Annotated in this window: 12 protein-coding genes; 8 read left to right on the top strand and 4 right to left on the bottom strand. The window is 62.0% G+C overall.

Annotated features, from left to right (window positions below):
- The first annotated feature begins 73 nt into the window (after positions 1-73).
- The 5 genes from tig to ACESSC_RS03350 all read left to right on the top strand — a co-directional run bounded on the left by tig (position 74) and on the right by ACESSC_RS03350 (position 8,138).
- Positions 74-1,375, top strand: coding sequence for a trigger factor (gene tig, locus ACESSC_RS03370; protein WP_343006796.1), 1,302 nt, complete (start codon positions 74-76; stop codon positions 1,373-1,375).
- 163 nt (positions 1,376-1,538) lie between these two features.
- Complete coding sequence (locus ACESSC_RS03365) at positions 1,539-2,159, top strand: ATP-dependent Clp protease proteolytic subunit (protein ID WP_022095182.1); 621 nt, start codon at positions 1,539-1,541, stop codon at positions 2,157-2,159.
- Between the two features lies 1 nt (position 2,160).
- Positions 2,161-3,567: an ATP-dependent Clp protease ATP-binding subunit ClpX gene (clpX, locus tag ACESSC_RS03360; protein WP_373161214.1), complete on the top strand. Its 1,407-nt coding sequence runs from the start codon at positions 2,161-2,163 to the stop codon at positions 3,565-3,567.
- A 284-nt stretch (positions 3,568-3,851) separates the two neighbouring features.
- Positions 3,852-6,548: a valine--tRNA ligase gene (locus ACESSC_RS03355; protein WP_373161212.1), complete on the top strand. Its 2,697-nt coding sequence runs from the start codon at positions 3,852-3,854 to the stop codon at positions 6,546-6,548.
- A gap of 246 nt (positions 6,549-6,794) precedes the next feature.
- Positions 6,795-8,138 (top strand): bifunctional folylpolyglutamate synthase/dihydrofolate synthase, encoded by a 1,344-nt coding sequence (locus ACESSC_RS03350; protein WP_373161211.1) that lies wholly within the window; start codon positions 6,795-6,797, stop codon positions 8,136-8,138.
- Positions 8,139-8,490: 352 nt separating this feature from the next.
- Here ACESSC_RS03350 and ACESSC_RS03345 read toward each other — a convergent pair whose 3' ends face one another.
- The 4 genes from ACESSC_RS03345 to ACESSC_RS03330 form a co-directional block, all read right to left on the bottom strand.
- A complete protein-coding gene (locus ACESSC_RS03345) occupies positions 8,491-9,579 on the bottom strand; it encodes a M24 family metallopeptidase (protein ID WP_373161210.1) in 1,089 nt (362 codons plus the stop codon).
- Positions 9,580-9,742: 163 nt separating this feature from the next.
- A complete protein-coding gene (locus ACESSC_RS03340; protein WP_373161208.1) occupies positions 9,743-10,141 on the bottom strand; it encodes a DUF1667 domain-containing protein in 399 nt (132 codons plus the stop codon).
- Between the two features lie 3 nt (positions 10,142-10,144).
- Positions 10,145-11,506 carry an NAD(P)/FAD-dependent oxidoreductase gene (locus ACESSC_RS03335; protein WP_373161206.1) on the bottom strand — a complete coding sequence of 454 codons (1,362 nt, stop codon included), beginning with the start codon at positions 11,504-11,506 and terminating at the stop codon, positions 10,145-10,147.
- A gap of 1 nt (position 11,507) precedes the next feature.
- Positions 11,508-12,965 (bottom strand): NAD(P)/FAD-dependent oxidoreductase, encoded by a 1,458-nt coding sequence (locus ACESSC_RS03330; RefSeq protein ID WP_373161204.1) that lies wholly within the window; start codon positions 12,963-12,965, stop codon positions 11,508-11,510.
- Between the two features lie 484 nt (positions 12,966-13,449).
- On the opposite strand from ACESSC_RS03330, the gene ACESSC_RS03325 reads away from it, so the two are divergent.
- The 3 genes from ACESSC_RS03325 to ACESSC_RS03315 all read left to right on the top strand — a co-directional run bounded on the left by ACESSC_RS03325 (position 13,450) and on the right by ACESSC_RS03315 (position 16,785).
- Entirely contained in the window at positions 13,450-13,881 is a 432-nt protein-coding gene (locus tag ACESSC_RS03325) for a double zinc ribbon domain-containing protein (RefSeq protein WP_055251579.1), read from the top strand.
- Between the two features lie 225 nt (positions 13,882-14,106).
- Complete coding sequence (gene thrS / locus ACESSC_RS03320; RefSeq protein ID WP_373161203.1) at positions 14,107-15,870, top strand: threonine--tRNA ligase; 1,764 nt, start codon at positions 14,107-14,109, stop codon at positions 15,868-15,870.
- A 324-nt stretch (positions 15,871-16,194) separates the two neighbouring features.
- Entirely contained in the window at positions 16,195-16,785 is a 591-nt protein-coding gene (locus tag ACESSC_RS03315; protein ID WP_373161201.1) for a hypothetical protein, read from the top strand.
- Positions 16,786-16,819: the final 34 nt, after the last annotated feature.

Below are 16,819 nucleotides of genomic sequence, written 5' to 3'. Positions count from 1 at the left end.
CTTCGGCCGTCGCGACTCTTTGTTGCATAAAGGTACCAGCACCTCAGATAAGCTGGGCAGTATGAGGAGGAACGTGTTGAACATCACCGCTTCTGACGTCAAGGACGCCAAGCTCACCGCTACGGTCACCATCCCGGCCGCCGACGTCGACGCCGCGATCAAGAAGGCCTACAAGGATACCGCCAAGAAGTACCGCTTCCCGGGCTTCCGCGCCGGCAAGGCTCCCCGTCCGGTCATCGACTCCGCTCTTGGCGCCGAGGCAACCCTCGCTCAGGCCACCAACGACCTGATCGCCGCCAACGAGCCCGCCGTCCTCAACGAGCTGGACATCGTCCCCACCAAGAACGGTGACTACAAGGAGCTCGACCTCGCCAAGGATCACGAGGACTACACCTACACCGTCGAGTTCTCCCTGCGTCCCGCCGCCGAGCTCTCCTCCTTCGACGCCGTCGAGATCGAGATGCCCCCTGCGGAGGTCACCGAGTCCGAGATCAACAACCAGGTCGAGATGCTCCTCAACTACCGTGCCACCTTCGAGGACGTCGAGGGTCGCGCCGTCGAGGCTGATGACTATGTGACCGTCGACCTCAAGGCCGTCGAGAACGCCGACAACTTTGCCGCCGAGGGTCGCATGCTCATCGCCGGTAGCGACAGCAACCCTAAGGAGTTCAACGAGGCCCTGATCGGCGCTAACGTTGACGACGTCAAGACCGTCACCTGGACCGACGAGGCCGAGGAGGGCGAGGAGGCCGAGACCCACACCGTCGAGGTCACCGTCAAGGGTATCAAGGTCCGCAATACCCCCGAGCTCACCGACGAGCTCGTCAAGTCCGACTTTGGCTTCGACAGCATCGACGCTATGCGCGACGCCATCAAGATCGAGATCGAGCAGGACAAGGCTTCCCGCCTCCCGGCCGAGAAGGAGAACCGTTGCGTCTCCGCTCTCGCCGAGCGCCTGCAGCTCGACGAGATGGACGCCGACTACGAGCAGTCCGTCTTTGAGGAGCTTGGCCAGAACTTCCTGTCCAACCTCGCTGCCCGCGGCATGACGCTGGACACCTGGCTGCCCGCTTCCGGCCTGACCATGGAGCAGTTCATCGGCGACCTGCACAAGCAGGCCAACGACGTTGCCCGTGAGTCCCTGGCGCTCGACGCCCTCGCCCGTGAGCTCAAGATTGAGGTCACCGAGGACGACATCAACGCCGAGTTCGAGAAGGCCGGCGTCAAGGACGTCGAGGCTTCCAAGGCCGAGTTCATCGCCGATGGCCGCATGCCTGCCGTCCGTGAGTCCATCCGTCGCTCCAAGGCCGTCGACCACCTGGTCGAGAACGCCAAGGTGACCGAGGTCGACGAGACCGCCAAGGACGCCGAGTAATTCTCGCCACCTTGCCCGCGAGCGCATGCGTGCGCCTGTGATGGGGTAAAGTTATACACCGGTTATCCGGTTGCTTCGTACGGTGCCAGCCAATGCATAGCATGCGGGCACCGTATGTTTATCTAGAACCAATTTGGTCCGCAAGAGAGAAATGGAGATGCGTATGATCGCTAAGTTCGATTCCGCCCTCGTGCCATACGTTATCGAGCAGACGCCGCGCGGCGAGCGCAGCTACGATATCTATTCGCGCCTGCTCAACGACCGCATCATCTTCTTGGGCGAGGAGATCAACTCCGTCAGCGCCAACCTGGTCGTTGCCCAGCTGCTGCATCTTGAGAGCCAGGATGCCGAGAAGGATATCTCGCTCTACATCAATTCGCCCGGCGGCGAGGTTTACTCCGGCCTGGCGATTCTTGACACCATGAACTTTATCAAGCCGCAGGTCTCCACCATCTGCGTCGGTATGGCTGCGTCCATGGCCGCCGTGCTGCTTTCGGCTGGCGCCAAGGGCAAGCGCTTCTGCCTGCCGCACTCCAAGGTCATGATTCACCAGCCCAGCGGCGGTGCCCAGGGCCAGCAGACCGAGATCGAGATCGTTGCCGAGGAGATCAAGAAGACCCGTCGCGAGCTCAACCAGATCCTGTCCGACGCCTCGGGCCAGCCCATCGAGAAGGTCCAGGCCGATACCGAGCGCGACAACTACCTGACCGCTGCCGAGGCCCTCGACTACGGCCTGATCGACCGTATCGTTACCTCGCGCGACCTCGCCGCGAAGGACGCCTAGGATGGCAGGAAACATGCAGGACAACTTTGACGAGAACGGCAACCCCATCCGCTGCTCCTTCTGCGGAAAAGAGCAGGGCCAGGTTCGTCGCCTTGTAAAGGGTCCGACCAACATCTTTATCTGTGACGAGTGCGTCGCCGCTTGCTCTGAGATCTTGGAGGAGTCGCTGGCTTCGGACTTTATGGACGCTGCCCGCAACGGCAAGCTGCCGGGCTTCCTCAACGATCACGGCCAGGCTGCTGGGCAGCCCGCCGTGGACCCCGAGGCCGAGGGCTTTGAGCTCGAGGACGACCGCCAGGTCATCACGCACGTGCCGACGCCGCACGAGATCTATGACGAGCTTTCGGCCTATGTCATGGGCCAGGAGGACGCCAAGCGCGCCATGTCGGTGGCCGTGTACAACCACTATCGCCGCGTGATCGAGGGCGGTGCCGCGGTGTCCGCTTTTGACGACGGCATGGGCTCGCAGTTCGACAACGATATGGACGACGTGGAGCTCGCCAAGTCCAATATTCTGCTGCTCGGTCCCACCGGTACCGGTAAGACCCTGCTCGCCCAGACGCTCGCCCGCATTCTCGAGGTGCCGTTTGCCATCGCCGACGCCACTGCGCTCACCGAGGCCGGCTATGTGGGCGAGGACGTGGAGAACATCCTGCTCAAGCTTATCAATGCTGCCGATGGCGACATTGAGCGCGCTCAGGTGGGCATTATCTATGTGGACGAGATTGACAAGATCGCCCGCAAGGCCGAGAACCTCTCCATTACCCGCGATGTCTCGGGCGAGGGTGTTCAGCAGGCGCTGCTTAAGATTCTTGAGGGCACGGTGGCAAGCGTTCCTCCCACCGGCGGCCGCAAGCATCCCCAGCAGGAGCTGCTGCAGATCGACACGACCAACATCCTGTTCATCTGCGGCGGTGCCTTTGTGGGCCTGGACAAGATCATCGCCGACCGCGTGGGCAACAAGGGCGTGGGCTTTAACTCCGAGATCGCCGGCCCCACCTCGGTCGACGAGAACGACCTGCTGCGCCAGGTGCTCCCGCAGGATCTTAATGCCTTTGGCATGATTCCCGAGTTCGTGGGCCGTACGCCCGTCGTCACCCAGACGCAGGCGCTCGACGAGGACGATTTGGTGTCGATCCTGACCGAGCCCAAGAACGCCGTGGTGCGTCAGTACCGCAAGATGTTCCAGCTCGAGGATGTCGATCTTGAGTTTGAGGACGCCGCCCTGCACGAGATTGCCCGCATGGCGCTTGCCCGCAAGACCGGCGCCCGCGGCCTGCGCGCCATCTGCGAAGATGTGCTGCAGCAGACGATGTTCGACCTTCCCAGCGAGGAGGGCGTCACCAAGGTCATCGTGACCGAAGCCTCCGTAAAGGGCGAAGAACAGCCCCAACGCATCTACGGCTAAACCAGCCAAAAACGTGCTTGCAAATAGCCTCCGACCACCCGCGGTCGGAGGCTATTTTATATATACGCAATAACCCCAACTACCTGTGTTATTCTGTGTGTTTGTTTAAGCCAAAGCGAAGTCAATTCAGACTGAAGTAATCGATACCTAAGGCGCGTCCGCCTGCTTGGTTTTCGTAGATTCCGCACGAGCCGAAGAGCACTTAATGTGCTCTTCGTGCGAGCCAGGACCTGACCGAGCGAAAACCAAGCAGGCGGACACGCCGGCGGGACAGGGAGAGATATATGGAAGAGATGCCCAAGAACTACGATCCGTCGACCAACGAGCCGGCGATCTTGCAGAAGTGGCTCGACGGCGGCTACTACAAGCGCCGTGAGGGCGTGGGCGACTGCACCGTCACCATTCCGCCTCCCAACGTGACCGGCAAGCTCCACATGGGTCACGCCACCGATGACTCCATCCAGGACGCCATCATCCGTATGGCCCGCATGCGCGGCAAGTCCACGCGCTGGGTGCTCGGTACCGACCACGCCGGTATCGCCACACAGACCAAGGTCGACAAGAAGCTCAAGAGCGAGGGCATCAGCCGCCTGGAGATCGGTCGCGATAAGTTTGTCGACGCCTGTTGGGACTGGACCCACGAGTACGGCGGCATCATCGTCGAGCAGATCAAGCGCATGGGCTGCTCCGTCGACTTCGACAACGAGCGCTTCACCATGGACGAGGATTACGCCCAAGCCGTGCGTAAGGTCTTCTGCGACTGGTACCACGACGGCCTGATCTACCGTGGCAAGCGCATCGTCAACTGGTGCCCCAACTGCACTACCGCTATCTCGGACGACGAGGCCGAGTACAAGGACGAGAAGGGCCACCTGTGGCACCTGCGCTACCCGCTGACCGAGCCGGTCAACGGCCAGGACTATATCGTCGTCGCCACTACGCGCCCCGAGACCATGCTCGGCGACACAGGCGTCGCCGTCTCCCCGAAGGATCCCGAGAAGGCCGCCTTTGTGGGTAAGACCGTCAAGCTCCCCATCGTCGACCGCGAGATCCCCATCTTTGAGGATTGGCATGTCGACGCCAACTTCGGTTCCGGCTTTGTCAAGGTCACCCCGGCCCACGACCCCAACGATTACGCTATGGGTCAGGCCCACGACCTGCCGCAGATCAACATCTTCGACGAGCACGCGGTGGTCGTCGAGGGCTACGGCGAGTTTTCCGGCATGAACCGCGACGAGTGCCGCGAGGCCGTCATCAAGTGGTTCGAGGAGCACGACCTGCTCGACCACGTCGAAGAGCTCGACCACTCCGTCATGCACTGCTACCGTTGCGACTCCGCGCTGGAGCCGTGGCTGTCCGAGCAGTGGTTCGTCGCCGTCGACAAGCTCAAGGGGCCGGCGCTCGACGCCGTAAACTCCGGCAAGGTCACCTTTCACCCCGCGCGCTGGACGCAGACCTACACCACCTGGATGGAGAACCTTAAGGACTGGTGCATCAGCCGCCAGCTGTGGTGGGGCCACCGCATCCCCGTGTTCTACTGCGAGGACTGCGGCTGGGAGGACGCCCTCACCGAGGACACCGACGTGTGCCCCAAGTGCGGCGGTCATCACGTGCATCAGGACGAGAACGTGCTGGACACCTGGTTCAGCTCGCAGCTGTGGACCTTCGCCACGCAGGGCTGGCCGCAAAAGCCGGAGATGCTCGAGGGGCATCATCCCACGACGGCGCTGGTCACCGCGCGCGACATCATCGCGCTGTGGGTCGCCCGCATGGTCATGAGCTCGCTGTACTTCCTGGACGAGGTGCCGTTTAAGGACGTCGTCATCTACCCGACGATCCTTGCCAAGGACGGCAGCCGCATGTCCAAGTCCAAGGGCAACGGCGTTGACCCCATGGACCTCATTGGCATGTATGGCGCCGACGCCATGCGCTACAACCTGCTCACGTTGTGCACCAACAACCAGGACGTCAAGTTCGACGCGAACATCGATAAGAAGACCAAGAAGCTCATCGACAGCCCGCGTACCGACCAGGCCAAGTCGTTTGTGACCAAGATCTGGAACGCCAGCCGCTTCCTGCTTATGAACATGGAGGGCTACACGCCCGGCGAGCCCGTCGTTGAGACGCCGGCCGACGCCTGGATGTTCAGCCGCCTGGCCAAGGCCGTGAAGATGGTCACCGAGGGTATTGAGAAGTACACCTTTGGCGACATGGCGCGCGGCGTGCAGCAGTTCTTCTGGAACGAGGTCTGTGACTGGTACGTCGAGGTCACCAAGGCTCGCCTGAAGGGCGAGGGCCGTCTGCAGGCGCAGCGCAACCTGATCTTTGTGCTCGACACCTCCATTCGCCTGATGCACCCGCTCATGCCGTTCGTGACCGAGGAGATCTGGGACAACATGCCGGCGAGCGTGCTCGATCTGGACGCCGAGGGCAACGTGGACCGCGCCGAGGCGCTCATGATCGCCAAGTGGCCCGAGCCCGCCGACTACGCCAAGTACGTCGACGAGGACGCCGAGCGCGCGTTTGAGCTGTGCCGTACCGTCGTGTCTGCCGCTCGCGCCACGCGTTCGCGTTATCGCTTGAGCCCCAAGGCCGAGCTCGACGTGGTCGTGCGCGCCGGCGCCGAGGACATCGAGAAGCTCGAGAGCCTGCGCTCGACCATCGAGCCGCTGGCCAACACGGCTTCGCTGGTCATGGGTACCGACGTTGAGAAACCGGCCGCGAGCATTGCCGTGGTCGATAGCGGCGTCGAGGTCTTTGTGATGCTCGAGGGCAAGGTTGACCTTTCGGCCGAGAAGGCGCGTCTGGAAAAGGAGATCGCCGCGGCCCAGAAGGAGCTCGCCGGCTGCGAGAAGACGCTGGCCAACGAGGGCTTTGTGGCCAAGGCCGCGCCTGCGGTGGTCCAGAAGAAGAGGGACCGTGCAGCTGAGCTCAAGGAGATCCTGGCGGCGCTGACTGCTCAGGTTGCTGACTTCTCGTAAGGTTTACTCGGGGGCGCGTCCCGATGCTTTGCTCTCCGCTGCGGACACCTATTCCGCCGTTCTAACGAACGGCGGCTGACTCGACGCTGCAAACGCCTCTGATGGCCAATCTGCCGTTCAACTTCGGGCGCATGGGCATAAGCCCTATGCGCCCTTGTTTCACGGCACCTTGGCTCATCAGAGGCGTTTTCGCTGACTATCCTCAACCTATACTGTTTTATTTTTCTATGAATGGCGGTTCTAAAAATGCCTAAGCGTTCTGGCTTGTATACCGTTCCTTTTGAGTTTGATTTGCTTTCGTTTGATGAGGCTGTTGGGCTTGCTGCTGATACGGGGCGGATTTCTGGGGATGCTGGTCCTCTGCTCGAGACGGTTGTCGATATGCTTGATGAGCTGGGGCGTCCGGACGAGTATTTTGATTGCATTCAGGTTGCCGGTACCAATGGCAAGACTTCGACCACGCGTTTTTCGGCTGCCATCCTTCGTGGTGAGGGGTTAAAGACCGCGCTGTATACGTCGCCGCAGCTTGTGCGTTACCCCGAGCGCATGGAGGTTGACGGGCGCGTTGTGAGCGATGAGGCGTTTGCCCGTGGTGTTTCCGCCGCCGTCGAGGCGGGACACCGCGTGAATGCCCGTCGTGTGGCGGCGGGGGGGCGCGCCTATACCATCACGCCGTTTGACCTTTTGACGGCTGCTGCGCTTGTCGTGTTTGCCGAGGCCGCGGTGGATGTTGCCGTGCTCGAGGTTGGCATGGGCGGGCGTTGGGACGCCACGAGCGCGACCGATCCCGTCGCCGTTACCGTTACGGGCATCGGACTCGACCACACGCGCATTTTGGGCGACACGCTCGAGGCCATTGCGGGGGAGAAGGCCGCGGTCATCAAGCCCGGACGCCTGGTTGTTCTGGGCGAGGGCACGCATGAGCCGAGCGTTCAGCGCGTGATGGACGCCCGCTGCCGCGAGTGCGGCATCGTGCCGCTGGTGGTGAGCCACGCTACGACCAAGGTGCCGGCTCACGTGGGCGATACGGTGGAGTTTAGCTGCACCACGCCGCGTGCGATCTACACGTCGCGCATGGTCAAGCCGGCGTATCAGCCGCAAAATGCCGCGTGCGCGATTATGCTGTGCGAGGGCTATCTGGGCCGCGAGCTCGACCATGATGCGCTCGATGCTTCGCTTATGGGCTGCCCCACGCCGGGTCGCTTTGATGTGCTGGGAACCGATCCGCTCAAGCTGATCGACGCCTGCCATAACCCTCAGAGCTGCGAGAACTTTGTGAGCGCGCTGGACGAGATCGATCCGTGCGTGGAGAACCGCCCCACGCTGCTGTGCGCCGCGCTGGCCGACAAGGACGTGGCGGGCATCGTCGACGTACTGATCCCGGCCTTCCCTCGCGTGGTCGTGACCCAGACCGATTCCGATCGCGCCCTGCCGGCAGAGGAGCTCGCCGCCCTGGTGGGTGCCGATAAGCTCGCGGGCGTATACCCGAGCGTGTCCGAGGCCCTCGCTGCCTTCGATGCCGCGGGCGAGCCCTTCGTTGCCGCCGGTACCATCACCCTAGCCGGCGAAGTAGCCGGCCTACTGCGTTAACCCTTCCCCTTAGCAGTTGCGGTGAAATACGGACTGTTTTACAAGCCAGAAGCCTCAAACAGTCCGTATATCACCGCAACTCAAAAGCAGTCAATTTGGGACGGGGCTTTTTTGGCCGTCCTGTGTCCCCGAGTTGACTCGCTCGCCACGAAATGGGCCCATCTACTACGTTTGGCCGGTAACCCTTGACCATACCGAGAATTGTGAAATCAAAACCGCAGGTAAAGGGGTTGCCATTTTTTAAAAAAGACCCGCATGGTCGACTCATGCGGGTTAAACGTAGTAGATAGGCCGCTTTCGTGGTGCAGCGTTTGCAAGATGTGCCAAAGGGACTGTCCCTTTGGCACATTGCCTAGTCTAAGCGGACCGGATCGTGGGGGTAGGCGTTGAGAATCTCGACGCCGGACTCGGTCACCAGGGCCAGGTCCTCGATGCGGACGCCGGTGCGGCCGGGGAGGTAGATGCCCGGCTCGATGGAAAACGTCATGCCCGGCTCTACGACCTGCTCGTTGACCAGCGAGACGTCGCCCGGCTCGTGGTCCTGCAGGCCGATCGAGTGACCCAGGCGATGCGTAAAGTATTCGCCGTAGCCCGCGTCCTCAATCACGTCGCGCGCGGCACGGTCCAGGTCGCACATGCGCACGCCCGGTGCGATGAGCGCCTCGGCGGCCTCGTTGGCACGGCGCACGATATCGTAGATACGCACGGTCTCCTCGTCCGACTCGCCCCAAAAGAACGTGCGCGTCATGTCCGAGCAGTAGTTGCGATGGCGTCCGCCAATGTCGAACAGCACCACGTCGCCGCGTTTAAGCTCGGTATCGTCGGGCTCGTGATGCGGGTCGCCGGCGTTGGCGCCAAAGCTCACGATGGGCGGAAAGCTAAAGCCCCCGCAGCCGTGCTTGCGATACAGACTTAGCATCTGGTCGGCAATTTCGCGCTCCGTCACGCCCTCGTGGACGAGCTTGATAACATCGGCCATCACGGCATCGTTAGCGGCCGAGGACGCGCGCATGAGCTCCTGCTCGGCGGCATCCTTGTAGGTGCGTGCGGCGGTGACGGCAAAATCGCCCAGGAAAAACTCGCTGGCGGCGTGGCGCTCCATAAGCGGCATCAAAAAGCCGGAGCGCATGACGGTGTCGATGCCGAGCGGTTTGGTCGGGTCGATCTCACTCGCGATGGCGTTGGCCACGACATCGGTGTCGGTGTGGTAGGCAACGCGGGCATTGTCATACTCGGGCAGCTGGTGCAGGGCGTTGACCAGGATTACTGGCTCGCTGCCGCGCGTGAGCAGCACGCCACAAAAACGCTCGAACATATCGGCATAAAAGCCGGTCAGGTAATAGATCGACCACGGGTCGTTTACGAGGAGCTGCGCGCCGGGGTGCTGAGCCTCGAGCGCATCGAGCACGCGTGCCACACGCTGGTCATCGACATGTGCCATGAAACATCCTTTCGCTAGGCTGCCACCATGGTATCCCAAGCCTGGCACATAGGGACGTTCCTTTTATGCCGGCACCTTGGGACACTCCTCGGCCTTGACATGGTTTATCTGGGATGATTGGGCAAGTAAGGTACCCAAAAGAGCCCCGTCATAAATTAGCTGCTTAGGCTGGGTCGATGTCCATGCTGGCGATGAGGTCGATGCTCGTGCCGAGAAGATCTTCCAGCACGACGTCGCCCATGCGGATGGGGGCGTTGACGACTAGACCTCGGATGAGATCCATGGCCTGGGCGTGGAGTTCTAGCGGGATGGCTTCGGCCGTGCGGACGGGGAGTAGGGCTTCGTCGCCGCCGGAGACGGCCACGGTCGTTGTGAGCACGCGCATGGGGCAGGTGAGCTCCTGATGTGCGAACGTATCGCCGCGCGGGCAGTTGTTACCGGTTACGGAGCGCACTTCCACCACGGCGCCATTGGCGTCGCGCTCCACCTCTACGGTCAGAAGGCACTCGGATGGGCAGGTCGTGCAGTTGAACTGCAGCGTTTCGACCACGTTATCGCTCATAGTTTATGCCTCCTCGATGGAATCGACGGATAGAACAATCTCGCTGGCACCCAGATCGAGCGCCTGCTTGATGACCTTTGCCGGCAGTGGGAAGCTTTCCATAACACTCGGTTTAAACGGGCGGACCTTGCCCACAAACAGCTCCTTGCCGCCAGCGAGAATGCGCACGCGGGCGGTGTCGACCGGCCGACGTACGCGGAAGTTGAGCTTGGAGAGCCCGACGGTCGTAATGCGGCCCGGCAGTGCGTAGCCTGCGATGCCGGCGGGGGAGACCGTGAGCTGGCAACCCGTGCCCGCAGCGCCCGCTTCGACATCCGCGCCGTTCCCCAGCGCGTACGCCGCCGCAGCTGCACCGGCGCGTTCGGACTCGGTCGTCACGTTGTCGGCCAGGTCGTGCACGTGCAGCACGTTGCCGCAGGCAAATATGCCCGGCACGCCCGTCTGCAGACTCTGGTCCACCACGGCGCCGCGCGTACGGGGGTCCAGCTCCACGCCCGCGGCAACCGAAAGCTCGTTCTCGGGAATCAGGCCCACCGAAAGCAGTAGCGTGTCGCACGGAACAACGCGCTCGGTCCCGGCAATGGGCGCCAGGTGCTCGTCGACCTGGCTCACTTCGACGGCCTCCACGCGGTCGTGCCCGATCACGCGCGTGACCGTGGTAGACAGATGCAGCGGAATGCCAAAGTCGTCCAGGCAGTTCTTGACGTTGCGGCGCAGGCCGTTGGCGTACGGCATGAGCTCGTACACGCCCTCGACCGAAATCCCCTCGAGCGTGCAGCGGCGCGCCATGATGAGCCCAATGTCGCCCGAGCCCAAAATGACGGCACGCGAGCCGGGCTTGAGGTTCTCGATATTGATGTATCGCTGCGCTAGGCCGGCCGTAAACACACCGGCGGGTCGGCTGCCGGGAATCTTGATCTCGCTGCGGGTGCGCTCGCGGCAACCCATGGCAAGGACGACCGCGCGCCCGGTGAGCTGCAGCATACCGGAGGGATTCATGAGCGTGACGGTGTGGAGTATGGCGGCTCCCGTGGACTCGCCCGAATCAATCCCAAGCACCATGCTGTCCAAGAACAACGCAATGTTGGTCGCGCGCACCTGGTCGATAAAGCGCTGCGCGTACTCGGGGCCGGTGAGCTCCTGCTTAAAGTGCGAAAGGCCAAAACCGGGGTGGATGCACTGGCGCAGGATGCCGCCCAAGTGCTGCTCGCGCTCCACGATGGCCACGCACGCGCCGGCCTTATGCGCGGAAAGCGCGGCCGCCATGCCGGCAGGTCCGCCGCCGATAACGACCACGTCGAAGGCCTGCGTGGGGACTGCCTCAACGGTATCGCTATCAATCACGCTCGATTTGAATTCCGCCATCCTAGCGCACCCCCTTCAGCGGTCCCTCAACCAGCCAAGATCCGGCATCCTCCAACAGCACTTCGCTGGGGTCGCAGGCCAGCTCGCGCGCTAGGATCGCCACCACGCGGCTTTGGCAAAAGCCACTTTGGCACCGACCCATGCCGGCACGGCAGCGGCGCTTGACGCCCTCGACCGAAACCGCGCCCGGACGGCGTCGGATCGCGGCCACGATCTCGGCCTCGGGCACCGTCTCGCAGCGGCAGACGATCTGCCCCCACGTGGGGTCGGACTCAATGAGCTCTTCCTTGCGCGCAAGCGGTGCGCGGTCAAAGTCGTCCGGCGCGCGGCGAATCGGGTCCCAGTCGCCCCGTTCGCGCAGGTCCACGCCAGCATCGCGCAGCACCTGCTCCATGCGCTCGGCAATGGCCGGCGCGCTTGCCACGCCCGGCGACTGAATGCCCGCCGCCTGGAATAGCCCCGGCACTACGGCCGACTGCCCAATAAAGAAGTCGTTCGTACCCTGAATTACCGGGCGCCCACCGGCAAATGCGCGTACTACTCGGCGCGTGTCCAGATCGGGCACCAGCTTGCGCGCGCCGGTCAGGAGCGCGTTGACGTCGTCCGCATAGGTCTGCGTGTCGCCTGGCTCGCGCTCGGCGGCGGTCGCGGTGATCACGGTGTTGCCGTGTACGGTACCCGTGACGATAACGCCCTTGGACACCGGCGTGGGAACGGGGTAGAGCGGCATGAGCGCACGCGGTTCCTTGTCCAGCACCACGATATTGCCCTGGCGCCAGACCATCTGGAACTCCTCGGCGCCGGCCATCTGCGAGATGTCTGCGGCTCCGTTGCCCGCGGCGTTTATCAGGTAACGGCAGTGCACGTCTCCGGCGGGCGTTGCCAGCGTAAAGCGCGCGGCTTCGTCATCCGAGCCGGCAACATCAATGGCCTCCACTGGCGCAGACCGCATAAATGTCACGCCGTTGGCAACCGCGTTTTCCAGCGCGGCGATGGCCACTTCAAACGGGTCAACGTAACCGGTCGAGGGGCACCACAGCGCGCACGTCGCCTGGGCACTCGCACGCGGCTCAAGCTCGTGGATGCGCTCGGGGCCGATAATCGACAGCTCGGGAACTCCGTTGGCTGCGCCATTCTGGCGCAACTTCTCCAGATGCGTGCGGTCCTCGTCGCTAAACCCCAGCACCATCGAACCGGTGCGGCGGAACAAAAAGCCGAGCTTCTGGGCCCACGTGCTATACAGCTTGCAGCCGCGGGCGTTGACCTGCGCCTTTACGGTGCCCGGGGCCGGATCGTAGCCAGCGTGCACCAGGCCGCCGTTGGCCTTCGATGCGCCCAGTGCGATATCGTTTGCTGCCTCGACCACGCAAATGGATAGGTCATAACGCGCGAGCTGCCTCGCGATGGCGCACCCGGTAATGCCCGCGCCCACAATTGCGATATCAAACGTTTCTGCCACGGTGCCTCCCAGACAAGTTGACAGGCTGTCAATAAAACCATCCTACGGTCTGCGCGCCCCCAGTGCGGCGGCAATGCGGCGAACAGCCCGGCAACACCCGCCAACGGCAGGCGAGGGGAGACTCAGTAACGTCGATAACCTCATCTGTACCTTTGATGCCGGAGATTTGTCTCGTTCTGTAACATCTGGGACTGTTTTTGCCGAGTAACTGTTACAGATTGAGACATTTGGCCTGGACGGTTTTCTTTGTCTCGTTCTGTAACAGTAAGAGGGGTTTTGGGGCCCAAGATGTTACAGATCGAGATTGAAGTCGGGGAGGAACCCCTGTGTCTCGATCTGTAACATCTAGACCCGGATTCCGCTCCCACCTGTTACAGATTGAGATGTTTGTGTCCGCGCCAGCCCCGCCCCTAGCCGTGGTCCCATATAAACAAACCCCGTGGTAAACTTGACCGGACTGTTAATATTCCGAAAGGTACCCGTAATGTCCAAGTACATCTCCGAGCTCATGTCGCCGCAGCTTATGGGCGTCGTCTATGCCTTCGTTGGCTTTATCATCGCCCTGTATGTGCTGTCGGTCGTCTATGTGTTCATCGACGCTCGCCGCCGCGGCGCCAGCGCCTACGTGGCATGGGGCATCATCGCCCTCATCCCGTTTGTGGGCCTCATCGCCTACTTGGTCCTGCGTCCGCACTCCTACGCCTCCGACCGCGAGGAGCAGGAGCTAGACATGGCCCTGCGCGAGCGCCAGCTTGCCCAGTACGGCACCTGCCCGCAGTGCGGCGCGCCCATCGAGAAGGACTTCGTCGTCTGCCCGGTGTGCGATACCCAGGTTCGCAACGTCTGCCCCAGCTGCCATCGCCCGCTCGATGCGCACTGGAAGGTCTGCCCCTACTGCCGAACTCGCATCCAGTAACGCATCCATCGCCGGGCCGGCCGCAAGCCACGGGCACGCTGCAAGCCACACGCGCCCCACAGCCCCGCCCCATACGATGAAGCATGCGTAGAAAATCGCCCGCCGTGCCATTAAGGTGCGGCGGGCGCTTGTATACCAAGGCAACCTGCCTATAATGATGCAAGTTAAAACGCCGAGCGCATCGCACACACTTGCATCAGGCATCCGAGAGGAGAAAACATACCCATGAAGGCACTCTACAATGACGGTTCGGTGGCCGAGCTCCCGCAGGACGAGGTCACGCACGTCATCCGCCACTCTGCCGCGCACATCATGGCGCAGGCCATCAAGCGCCTGTACCCCCAGGCCGATTTTGCCTACGGCCCCGCGACCGACAACGGCTTCTACTACGACGTCGACCTGCCCGAGGGCGTCAAGATCAGCGAGGACGACTTCCCCGCGATCGAGGCCGAGATGAAAAAGATCGTCAAGGAGAACCTCAAGTTTTCCGTGTACGAGAAGCCCCGCGCCGAGGCCATCGCCCTTATGGAGGAGCGCGGCGAGAAGTACAAGGTCGAGCACATCGGCGACCTGGACGACGACGCCCGCATCACCTTCTACCAGCAGGGCGACTACATCGACATGTGCGTCGGCCCCCACATCTGCTACACTAAGGCGCTCAAGGCCTTTAAGCTCACCGGCGTCTCGGGCGCTTACTGGAAGGGCGACAAGGACAACAAGATGCTCACCCGCATCAACGGCGTCGCCTTTGCCACCAAAGAAGAGCTCGACGAGCACATGCACATGCTGGAGGAGGCCAAGAAGCGCGACCACCGCAAGATCGGCCGCGAGATGGACCTCTTTATGATGCGCGACGAGGCCCCCGGCTTCCCGTTTTTCCTGCCCAACGGCATGATCCTTAAGAACACGCTGCTGGACTACTGGCGCGAGATTCACCACAAGGCCGGCTACGTGGAGATCTCCACGCCGCTCATCATGAATAAGCAGCTGTGGAAGACCTCGGGCCACTGGGACCACTACAAGGACAACATGTACTCCACCGTCATCGACGACGAAGAGTACTGCATTAAGCCCATGAACTGCCCGGGCGGCGTGCTGGTGTACGCCTCCAAGCCGCACTCTTACCGCGAGCTGCCCATCCGCGCCGGCGAGATTGGCCTGGTGCACCGCCACGAGCTGCGCGGCGCCCTGCACGGCCTGTTCCGCGTGCGCTGCTTTAACCAGGACGACGCCCACCTGTTTGTGCGTCCCGACCAGCTGACCGACGAGATCGTGGGCGTGGTCAACCTCATCGACTCCGTGTACCAGAAGTTTGGCTTTAAGTACCACGTTGAGCTTTCCACCCGCCCCGAGGACTCCATGGGTTCTGACGAGGACTGGGCACGCGCCGAGGAGGGCCTGCGCACCGCTCTGGAGAAGCTGGGCATGGACTACGAGGTCAACGAGGGCGACGGCGCCTTCTACGGCCCCAAGATCGACTTCCACCTGGAGGATTCGCTCGGTCGTACCTGGCAGTGCGGTACCGTCCAGCTCGACTTCCAGATGCCGCTCAACTTTGACCTGGAGTACGTTGACGCCGACGGCACCAAGAAGCGCCCCATCATGCTGCATCGCGTGTGCTTTGGCTCCATCGAGCGCTTTATCGGTATTCTGATTGAGCACTTTGCGGGCAAGTTCCCCACCTGGCTGGCTCCCGTGCAGGTCAAGGCGCTGCCTGTCTCCGAGAAGAGCCGCGACTATGCCCACGAGGTGTGCGCCACGCTGGAGGAGGCCGGCATTCGGGTGGTCTGCGACGACCGCGACGAGAAGATCGGTTACAAGATCCGCGAGGCCCGCAGCATCGACCGCGTGCCCTACATGCTCATCCTGGGCGAGAAGGAGGTCGAGGCCGGCAACATTTCCGTCCGCGATCGCTCCAACGAGACCGTTCAGATGAGCGTCGACGAGTTTGTTGCCAAGGTGCTCGAGGAGATCAAGACTCGCGCCTAAGGCAAGCTTCACAACAATTAACAAAGGCGACCGTCCACATAGGGCGGTCGCCTTTTTCATGCCGAAATAAGAAAAGCCGCAGGTTGAGCGGCTTTTTTTGTTGCACAAAAAGGTACAGGTTTTTGTATCTTTCGACAAACGTCATTATACGAGCAATTAATCAGCGTTTGCCCAGATTACGCAAATGTACTGCTAGTAGGTAAATCTCCATACCCCTCTACAAAAACCTGTACTTTTGCGACTGCGCCTAGCTGCGAGCGAGAAGCCTGTTCTAAACGCCCCTGCATTTGCGTGCATCGCAAAGCCAAAAGAGGGGGCGAGAACATGGAGCAGACGGCACGGCGTCAAGGGCAGCTGCCGGGTGCATTTAACGGCGCCACCACCAACAGCCAACATGGCCGCGTCCGCTGGTATCTGGTCCACACCCCCAATGGAAAAGAGCGCGAGACCTGCGAAAAGGTCCGCCGCATTATCCCACACAACCTTATGCAGGACGCTTTTGTAATGCAAAAGGAGTTCTGGTTTAAGCGGGACGGCGCATGGTCGCTCCAAACCAAACCCATGTACAAGGAATATTTCTTCGTCGCCACGCACGATGCCGCCGCGCTCGATAGGGCTTTGGCCCAGTTGAGCTTTGGCTGTCGCATTGCCGGCAGCAGGGAGCGGGCGTACATGCCCATGCCGGACGACGCGCAGGACTGGTACCGCAGCGTGCTGGACGACGACGGCGTGGTGCGCAACAGCGTGGCGCGCATAGAAGACGGCGTGCTGCACATAGAACAGGGTCCCTTGGTGGGGCAAGAGGCCCGCGTGCACATGATTGACCGCCATAAACGCTGGTGCCTGGTAGACGTGGGCGAAGGTGACTCCGCATTTAGAGAGCTGCTACCGCTGGACGTTCCCAGCAAAACGTAAGGAAGACGTCGCACCAGCTATTCGTTCGCATTTT

Source organism: Collinsella aerofaciens, from assembly GCF_964243765.1.
GTDB classification, from domain to species: Bacteria; Actinomycetota; Coriobacteriia; order Coriobacteriales; family Coriobacteriaceae; genus Collinsella; species Collinsella aerofaciens_BU.
This window is presented reverse-complemented; position numbering and strand designations above follow the sequence as displayed.

Bases quoted from the DNA above. Each gene is read 5' to 3' on its own strand.
- ACESSC_RS03365 (WP_022095182.1), top strand. From the start codon at position 1,539: ATGATCGCTAAGTTCGATTCCGCCCTCGTGCCATACGTTATCGAGCAG.
- clpX (WP_373161214.1), top strand. From the start codon at position 2,161: ATGGCAGGAAACATGCAGGACAACTTTGACGAGAACGGCAACCCCATC.
- ACESSC_RS03355 (WP_373161212.1), top strand. From the start codon at position 3,852: ATGGAAGAGATGCCCAAGAACTACGATCCGTCGACCAACGAGCCGGCG.
- ACESSC_RS03350 (WP_373161211.1), top strand. From the start codon at position 6,795: ATGCCTAAGCGTTCTGGCTTGTATACCGTTCCTTTTGAGTTTGATTTG.
- ACESSC_RS03345 (WP_373161210.1), bottom strand. From the start codon at position 9,579: ATGGCACATGTCGATGACCAGCGTGTGGCACGCGTGCTCGATGCGCTC.
- ACESSC_RS03340 (WP_373161208.1), bottom strand. From the start codon at position 10,141: ATGAGCGATAACGTGGTCGAAACGCTGCAGTTCAACTGCACGACCTGC.
- ACESSC_RS03335 (WP_373161206.1), bottom strand. From the start codon at position 11,506: ATGGCGGAATTCAAATCGAGCGTGATTGATAGCGATACCGTTGAGGCA.
- ACESSC_RS03325 (WP_055251579.1), top strand. From the start codon at position 13,450: ATGTCCAAGTACATCTCCGAGCTCATGTCGCCGCAGCTTATGGGCGTC.
- thrS (WP_373161203.1), top strand. From the start codon at position 14,107: ATGAAGGCACTCTACAATGACGGTTCGGTGGCCGAGCTCCCGCAGGAC.
- ACESSC_RS03315 (WP_373161201.1), top strand. From the start codon at position 16,195: ATGGAGCAGACGGCACGGCGTCAAGGGCAGCTGCCGGGTGCATTTAAC.